Origin of the sequence: Methanohalobium sp. (assembly GCF_046546175.1) — an archaeon.
Taxonomy (GTDB): Archaea; Halobacteriota; Methanosarcinia; order Methanosarcinales; family Methanosarcinaceae; genus Methanohalobium.
The window spans coordinates 1-8,104 of the sequence record NZ_JBKGYF010000073.1; the positions used below are offsets into that span (position 1 = coordinate 1).

At 37.2% G+C, this 8,104-nt stretch carries 9 protein-coding genes; 4 read left to right on the forward strand and 5 right to left on the reverse strand.

From position 1 onward, the window contains the following. The 3 genes from ACLFMM_RS07815 to msrB all read left to right on the forward strand — a co-directional run. The coding region (locus ACLFMM_RS07815; RefSeq protein WP_410808174.1) for an FAD-dependent oxidoreductase at positions 1 to 556 on the forward strand (556 nt) is incomplete at its 5' end. A 212-nt stretch (positions 557 to 768) separates the two neighbouring features. Next, a complete protein-coding gene (locus tag ACLFMM_RS07820; protein ID WP_410808175.1) occupies positions 769 to 966 on the forward strand; it encodes a hypothetical protein in 198 nt (65 codons plus the stop codon). A 476-nt stretch (positions 967 to 1,442) separates the two neighbouring features. Next, entirely contained in the window at positions 1,443 to 1,835 is a 393-nt protein-coding gene (gene msrB, locus ACLFMM_RS07825) for a peptide-methionine (R)-S-oxide reductase MsrB (protein WP_410808176.1), read from the forward strand. Positions 1,836 to 1,848: 13 nt separating this feature from the next. On the opposite strand, the gene ACLFMM_RS07830 is transcribed toward msrB, so the two are convergent. From ACLFMM_RS07830 to ACLFMM_RS07845, 4 genes are all read right to left on the reverse strand, one after another. Then, on the reverse strand, positions 1,849 to 2,220 hold the full coding sequence (locus tag ACLFMM_RS07830; RefSeq protein WP_410808177.1) for a hypothetical protein: 372 nt from the start codon (positions 2,218 to 2,220) through the stop codon (positions 1,849 to 1,851). A gap of 24 nt (positions 2,221 to 2,244) precedes the next feature. Next, positions 2,245 to 3,084, reverse strand: coding sequence for an MBL fold metallo-hydrolase (locus ACLFMM_RS07835; RefSeq protein WP_410808178.1), 840 nt, complete (start codon positions 3,082 to 3,084; stop codon positions 2,245 to 2,247). 30 nt (positions 3,085 to 3,114) lie between these two features. Then, positions 3,115 to 4,410: a phosphomethylpyrimidine synthase ThiC gene (gene thiC, locus ACLFMM_RS07840; protein WP_410808179.1), complete on the reverse strand. Its 1,296-nt coding sequence runs from the start codon at positions 4,408 to 4,410 to the stop codon at positions 3,115 to 3,117. 169 nt (positions 4,411 to 4,579) lie between these two features. Further along, complete coding sequence (locus ACLFMM_RS07845) at positions 4,580 to 4,750, reverse strand: hypothetical protein (RefSeq protein WP_410808180.1); 171 nt, start codon at positions 4,748 to 4,750, stop codon at positions 4,580 to 4,582. Positions 4,751 to 4,885: 135 nt separating this feature from the next. Here ACLFMM_RS07845 and ACLFMM_RS07850 point away from each other — a divergent pair, with 135 nt between their 5' ends. After that, positions 4,886 to 7,204 carry a DNA topoisomerase gene (locus ACLFMM_RS07850; protein ID WP_410808181.1) on the forward strand — a complete coding sequence of 773 codons (2,319 nt, stop codon included), beginning with the start codon at positions 4,886 to 4,888 and terminating at the stop codon, positions 7,202 to 7,204. A 196-nt stretch (positions 7,205 to 7,400) separates the two neighbouring features. Here the strand turns inward: ACLFMM_RS07850 and ACLFMM_RS07855 are convergent, their stop codons facing one another. Beyond that, positions 7,401 to 7,943, reverse strand: a complete 543-nt coding sequence (locus ACLFMM_RS07855; RefSeq protein WP_410808183.1) for a nitroreductase family protein — start codon at positions 7,941 to 7,943, stop codon at positions 7,401 to 7,403. Between the last annotated feature and the right edge of the window lie 161 nt (positions 7,944 to 8,104).

An 8,104-nucleotide genomic window follows, 5' to 3' on the forward strand; every position in this document is an offset into this window, starting at 1 on the left:
TGGCAGGATTCCCAATATCGATGAACTCGAGTTGGATAAAGGTAATGTAGAGGTACATAAAAAGGGTATTGCAGTAAACGAATATATGCAGAGTCCATCTAATCCCAGAGTATATGCAGCCGGGGATTGTTCTGAAGAAGGACCGCAGTTGACACCTGTTGCAGGTCTTCAGGGTGATGCTGTGGCTGATAACATTCTCAATGGAAATAACGCGGTTGTAGATTATACAGGAGTTCCTGCAGTAGTGTTTACTTTGCCTCCACTGGCAGGTGTGGGAATCGACAAAAGAGACGTCAAAGATAACCATAAGGTAATTTATAATGATAGGAGTAACTGGTACTCTTCAAAGAGGATCAATTTAAAACATGCTGCATCCAAGATAATCATAGATAAACAAACAGATAATATTCTTGGAGCCCATATACTCGGACCAGAAGCAGAAGAAGTTATTAATATTTTTGCCATGGCAATGAGATATGGATTAAGTGCAAGTGATGTTAAGAATGCGGTATTTACCTATCCAAGTGTATGTTCTGATATCGAACACATGCTATGAACGTATGTTTATAATTATAACTGAGAATAAATTACATAGCACAAGATAAAAAAATTATGGTTTTGAGAAACAAACAATGGTGTTTTTTCATCATTCTTTAGATGGAGTTTAAATATTTTTTGTAATCTTTGATTTAAAAAATGATGAAAAAACCGTTGGCTTCTATATACTTCTGTTGTTCCCTTTTCATAATATTATTTTCTTATATATTCTTGAAGCTTGTATTAACCAAATGCATAAATACCTGTGGAAAATATACCTATGAAAATATCCCAAAAGAAAAAACACCCACCGAGAAAATACCTACAGCAAAAAACCCTGCAGAAAATATACCTGCTGAGAGTACACCTATGCTAAAGTTACCTGCTGCCATGTATGCACTTGCAAATTCACCTGCTGCACCAAGGTAGACCTGATATATTGTCTATGCCCGCCAAATAAAATAACAACGCTACAAGCAATAGTATACCAACCAGTACACCTGCAAAATTTTCTATATTTATCCCTTTCATAATTTTAAGAAATCCCATCTGTATATATATATATATATTTTGTGAGTTGAACTGGGCTCTTTCAGTTAATATATATTTTCATTGATAAGGAGTATATGATTTGACTGAACAGTACCAAAGGGTTTAAATTAATGGAACTCTCTGAACCAGTTTCACTACATCAACAAGATACTTAATTACAACAATTTTGTTGACCAGTAAGTAGCTGATTATTATATCCTTTGAGTCGTTGCTCATAATCGTTAAATACCATACAATACATCCTATAAATTATAGAAATTTAAATGATGACCAATCGGTCTGAAAGTAATCTGAACATACAACATGATTTTTTCTGATTTCGAACATATGATGTAATTATATAGTGGGAAGATATGCAAAAGATACAAAAATCTGATAAAGAATGGAAAGAGGAACTCACTCCTGAACAGTATCATGTACTGCGGGAGAAAGGTACAGAACCACCGTTTACTGGTAAATATTACAAGAATAAAAAAAAGGGTATCTTTTCATGTTCTGGCTGTGGACAGGAATTGTTTTCATCTGAAACCAAATTTGATTCAGGTACAGGATGGCCCAGTTTCTGGACACCAATATCTGAAGACAGGGTAGAAACAAAAACTGATTACAGTTTTTCTATGGAAAGGACTGAAGTTATGTGCAGCAGATGCGGAGGCCATCTGGGTCATGTGTTTAATGACGGTCCACCTCCCACAGGCAAACGCTACTGTCTCAACTCCGTAGCTCTTGATTTTAAAGAGGAATAAAGCTAAATTGTCTTTATTCTAATTTTTTAACCTTGTCCATGACGAGTTCTTTTAAGTCATCCAGGGTTTTACACCTGTTTATCTCTTCTGATGTGATGAAAAGTTCAGGACTAGAACCATTTTCAACCAGATATGCACAAGGAAAACTGGCATTGCTTATATCATAGGATTCCATGAACTCATCTTTATGCAAAAACTCCAGATGAATATCCAGATTATTAACAAATTCTTTCCATTCGTTTTTCATCCCAAAATTTCCGTAGGTTATAGCACAAAGCTTACAGGGATACGTTGAAGGCATCGCTATCTTTCGAAAATAATCGGAGAGGGTGTTCAAGAACCCGCTTTCTGCATTGTATACAAATATTATTTTCTGATTGCTCATGTACACATCCCCCCATGATGTGTGTTATAATTCGTATTTTATCTGTAGACCAGCACCAACTTCTTTAAGTCTGACAGCTTTTGATAATTCAATCTTTGAATAGAGGTCAGTACAATGGCATGCGTGAACTTCTTTCGGGTTCAATTTCATCATATATTTAACAGTTCCCTTTAACTGCTTTTTTGATGGGTTCTGTAGATGGAAACCACCTACAATATCAATAATGCGGCTGTCATTACACACCTCTTTTGCATACTCGGTGATGTTGCAGATACCTGAATGGGAACATCCGGTAATAATAACAATCCCTCTTGATGTTTTGTAGGCAAGAGCGGAATCATCGATAAGGTAATCATTTTCGTATATCCCGGAAGTTTCAATTTTACCTACAGGTTCAGTATTTTCAAAATCAAATTTTCTGGGGATTTCACCCAGGAAAACAAGGTTTTGGGTTAACCAGTATGGTGTCTTAGTATATTTCACATCAAAATGTTTTTTGAGTTTATCATAATTTAGCAGGCACCCGATTTCAGTGTCATCCATCACCCTGGAATAAAGCGCTGCAGGATGCAAAACAAGTTCCGGATTTTTATGAGGTTGTTTTTCAAGTCTGGCTTTTGTGTACAACCGGATTAACGGAACAGTTCCCCATGTATGGTCAAGATGACCGTGTGAAATAACCAGATAATCAAGGTCTAACAGGTCAATCCCCATTTTTCTGGCATTTTCTACAAAAATGTTGGAATATCCGGTATCAAAAAGGATTTTGTAGTTTTTATCTTCTATATAAAATGACAATCCAGGTTCGCCATAAAAATAACTGTCTATGAATGTATTATTATCCACAAGTACGCTCAGCTTCATAGGTAATAAAGGAATGGAATCGAATAAATATTAAATCCTATCATCTTTATTTCTGCTTTTTTCTAGGGCATCTTTGACAATTTTCATGGCACAGAGGTCTCCGCACATGGAACATGCATCACTTCCGGTTACTCTGCTTTCTCTGATAGAACGGGCTTTTTCACTATCAATCGCCAGACTGTACTGTGCATCCCAGTCCAGATTTTTGCGTGCAAAAGCTATTTTTGTATCGGAGTCCAGAGCACGTTCTCTCTGTCCATCTTTAACAAGGTCGGCAGAATGTGCAGCAATTTTTGTTACAATGGCACCTTCCTTTACATCTTCAATTGAAGGCAGTGCAAGGTGTTCAGAAGGAGTAGTCATACATAGAAAATCCGCACCGTACATCCCTGCAAGAGTACCACCGATAGCGCCTGTTATATGGTCATAACCTGGGGCAATATCAGTCACAAGCGGTCCCAGGAGGTATAGCGGAGCATAATCACATAATTTTTTCATGCCCTGCACACTAAGTTCGATTTCATCAACCGGGACATGTCCGGGGCCTTCTACAAATGTCTGAACATTCTGGTTTCGGGCTTTTTTTGTTAATTCTCCCAGAGTTATAAACTCCATAAACTTTGGTCTATCTGATGCATCCTTAATACATCCGGGGCGCATACCGTCACCAAGACTCAATGTCATATCATATTCATGGGCAATTTCCAGAAGATAATCGAATTCATCATAGAATGGATTTTCCATCTCATTATGAACCATCCATGCGATTGTAAACGATCCACCACGACTGACAACATCTGTAATTCTGTCACTTTTTTTAAGGCGCTCAAGAGCATTCAGATTGGCACCTGCATGTATGGTGACAAAATCCACTCCATCTTTTGCATGTTTTAGGACAGCATTGAACATATCGTCTGACGACATATCTACAACAGCTTTGCGGGATGAAGCAGCCTGATAGATTGGTACTGTACCAAAAGGTATGTTAATGGAATCCATAATCTGTTTTCTGATAGTGTCAAGGTCTCCCCCGGTTGACAGGTCCATCAGAGTGTCAGCTCCGTATTTTTCTGCAGTCTTTGCTTTTTCAACTTCGCTATCAATATCTATATAATCCCTTGAAGTACCGATGTTAGCGTTTACCTTGGTACTCATGTATTTACCAATCCCGCAGGGATTTGAATTCCCTTCGATGTTATTTGGAATGGTAACTAATCCACCAGCAACACAGGACTGTACGGTTTCAGGGTCGATACCCTCATTTTCAGCCACACTTCTGATCTGGGATGTGATAATGCCTTTCTTAGCATCTTCCATTAATGTCATTGTTATTCTCTTATGGGTTTTATTTGCAAAATAAAGAATTAGTATAATATATATGTTTCATTGAATTGCTGTTAGAAGAGAAATAATTAATTATATTGATAGTTATTATAAATCCGATGTAACAGGGGTTTATAAATTAACAGAAGAATCGGTCTGTAGAATACCCATCTTATATTACAACCAGTGTTTTGTAGGATGAAAGATACCTCGTAACACCTTCATGAACTACATTCATGACATGAAGAATGGTATTTTCTACGTTTTTGGTTTGAATCCCGATAACTACATCGACGTTACCTACGTCTTCCAATTTGTCCGTTATGTCTGGACTAAGGTTCATGTATAACCCCCAATTTATGTATGACCTTATATTTAATTATATTTAAACACCAGTGAAATAAAGTAATCCAAATCATTAAAATAGTTCACAACCCTCAAAAACCGTAAATAGGATAACAATAACAGGTTACATAGAATGAGTATAGTTGCATTTGCAGAAAAAAACAAGGCTGCAGCCCAGATAGCCAGTATTCTCAGTGATGGTGATTATGAACGAACATCACTGGATGGCGTAAATGTCTATGAATTTAAAAAAGACGGCAAACAGTGGCGGATAATGGGATTGTCCGGTCATATAATGACCTATGATTATCCACAGGAATACAATAACTGGCGGGAGGTTGACCCTGGTTTACTTATCAATACAATGCCGGAACAATATATAACTAAACAGTCTTTTGCCAATGCAATATCCCGACTTGCAAAGGATTCTGATGAAATTATTCTTGCATGCGATTATGATAGGGAAGGAGAAAACATCGGTTTTGAGGCGAAATCCATTGCTGAAAAAGTATCAGATTCACCAATTAAACGAGCACGTTTTTCATCCCTTTCTACAGATGAAATAAAAAGAGCGTTCCAGGATACTGTAGAACCTGATCTGAACTTGGCAAACTCAGCAAAAGCCCGTCAGATACTGGACCTGAAAATGGGAGTAGCGTTTACTCGGTATATAACACTTTCAGTTCAGGAAAGAGCCAGAACCAAAGGTGTACTTTCAATCGGACCCTGCCAGACACCAACCTGTGGATTTGTATACGAGCGTGAAAAAGTAATAAAAAATTTTGAACCCAAAGATTTCTGGAAAATAGAGGCAGTTTTCCACCACAATGATACAGATTTTCAGGGTACTCACAGAACAGGCAAATTCTTCGACAAGGATAAGGCGGACGCAGTCTATGAAAAAATCAAGGATTGTAAAACAGGACTGGTAACAAACAAAAAAGTAAAGGAAACAAAATCCAGTCCGCCCTATCCGTTAAATACCAACGAATTTTTAAAACGTGCATCCAAATTTCTGGGACTTAATTCAGACAGGGCACTTGAAATTGCTGAACAGTTATATTTGTCAGGGTTTACCAGTTATCCAAGGACTGAAACAAATAAATATGCTAAGGATTTTGATTTCCAGTCACGTGTTGCAGAATTAACAAAAGGGGCGCATAAAGAATTTGCTCTTGCGGTTTTTTCAAATTCTGAAAACGGTTTCAACCCAAGAAACGGAACAAAGGATGCCCATGACCATCCACCGATTTACCCGATAAAATCGGCAAATAAAAGTGATATCAATAAGGCAGTAAATGATTCCAAAGCCTGGGATGTATACGATTTAATAGTCAGACATTTTCTTACAAATCTGATGCAACCTGCGGTTTTTGAAAAAACCCGACTGGAAATATCTGTTAATGATGAAAAATTCGATGCAACAGGTACAGTAAAAAAAGAATCAGGCTGGATGTGGGTCTACCCCTTTGAAACCAAAAACGACAAAATCCTTCCAGAAATCGAAATTAATGAAAATGTAGGTATTAATAAAATAACAAATACCAAATCTCAGACCACTCCACCAAAACGGCTTACTGAATCAGAACTTCTGACACTCATGGATAAAAACGGTATAGGTACCAAGGCAACAGCACCTACTCATATCGAAACCAATAAAAAACGTGGATACTTCGAGACAAAAGGTAAATCCATATCCATCCTTGATACCGGGTTCACCCTTATGGATGCTCTTAATAAATCAGTACCTGTAATCGTTAAACCCGAAATCCGTTCCCGTGTGGAACAGCTTATTCAGGATGTAGAAGATGGAAAAAAGACTCTTGAAGAGGCGCTCGACGAGGGCACAGCCCTTATAAATCAGATGTATTCCCAGCTTACATCCAATAAGAATGAAATGGTATCCCAGATTGCCGGTACAATTTATGATGAAAGTGTCGCAGCAGATTCGGATAATTATATAGGTAAATGTAGCGAATGCGGTCGTATCCTTCGTATTGTGACAACAGATAAAGGGCGGTTTGTGGGATGTACAGGTTATCCAGAATGCAGAAATACCTTTTCTCTCCCAAAGAATGGTGCTTTGAATATTATGAAGAGTCGGGAATGTAGAAAAGGATCACCTGCTGTTATTAAAGTAGGTAATAAATATCACTGGGCAGTGGGTATAGGTCCCTGCTTTAAATGTGATATGGAAAACGAATGTTTCCCGCCTGAAATTGTTGGTCCATGTCTTAGATGTAATGGATACATGTTTTTAATAAAAACAAAAGATACACGTTTTCTGGGGTGTACTAATAAATGCGGTTATACACAGTCACTTCCCAAATCTGGTAGGTTGACCATTCTTGATGATAAATGTGAATGTGGATGGAAGATAATCCGTGTAAAAGAAAAGGAAAAAGATGCAAGGGAATTCTGTGTTAACCGAAAATGTATTAACAGGATGTAATATCTCACAAATGCACTGAATAATAAAATTTAATATAATTATTTTTCTTAAGTAATTTAGGCAAAGGTCTTATATATACTGAAGAACAAATAGTTCGTATAGAGGCGAAGAAAACATCAAAAAATTTCTATGCTTGATAATTTTTACACCCTTTAATCAAGCAAATAATCCCAAAAAACTTACCTCCTATACCCCATCAATACTCTTCGTCTCTATTATACTCTAACCATCGAGTCCCGAATTTTTCGTTATATACAAGTTCATTCATTTCTTTTCGTTCTGATGTAGATGTCTCTGCTGGGTGACCTATAGCAACCACTGCCATGAGTTCAAAGGATTCAGGTGTTTCAAGTATGGAATTTACTCTTTCATCCTGATTTAAAATTTCACCAAGCCAGACTGAACCCAATCCCAGTTCATGACATGCGAGTAACATATTCTCGATAGATGCGCCAATGGATTGTATGTCTTTCACGTAGTTATATAAAACCTCGTGGAAGAGATAAACCGCAATCAAAAGAGGTGCACCTTCTACGACGTCATTATAATGGGTACAGGTAGAAAGTTGTTTTATGGTGTCTCTATCCTGTATGACAATAAATCTCCAGGGTTGATTGTTTAACCCAGAAGGTGCCCATCGACCTGCATCTAAGATTGTGTTAATATATTTGTTATCAACAGGCATATCCTCAAATTTTCGTATGCTTCTTCTTGATTTTATAGCGTCTATTGTATGCAAATTCCATTACCCCTTAATCCATTAAACTAACCCCTTTAAAGTTAAAATAGGTTTTTCTTGTAAGATATTGTTACAAGAAAACCATTTGTTTCTTAGTTATATTTATCTTTTTATAACAATGGAAGGTAGAAAACCCTTATGTCTTCAGCATTGCATCAAAT

Bases quoted from the DNA above. Each gene is read 5' to 3' on its own strand.
- msrB (WP_410808176.1), top strand. From the start codon at position 1,443: ATGCAAAAGATACAAAAATCTGATAAAGAATGGAAAGAGGAACTCACT.
- ACLFMM_RS07830 (WP_410808177.1), bottom strand. From the start codon at position 2,220: ATGAGCAATCAGAAAATAATATTTGTATACAATGCAGAAAGCGGGTTC.
- ACLFMM_RS07835 (WP_410808178.1), bottom strand. From the start codon at position 3,084: ATGAAGCTGAGCGTACTTGTGGATAATAATACATTCATAGACAGTTAT.
- thiC (WP_410808179.1), bottom strand. From the start codon at position 4,410: ATGACATTAATGGAAGATGCTAAGAAAGGCATTATCACATCCCAGATC.
- ACLFMM_RS07845 (WP_410808180.1), bottom strand. From the start codon at position 4,750: ATGAACCTTAGTCCAGACATAACGGACAAATTGGAAGACGTAGGTAAC.
- ACLFMM_RS07850 (WP_410808181.1), top strand. From the start codon at position 4,886: ATGAGTATAGTTGCATTTGCAGAAAAAAACAAGGCTGCAGCCCAGATA.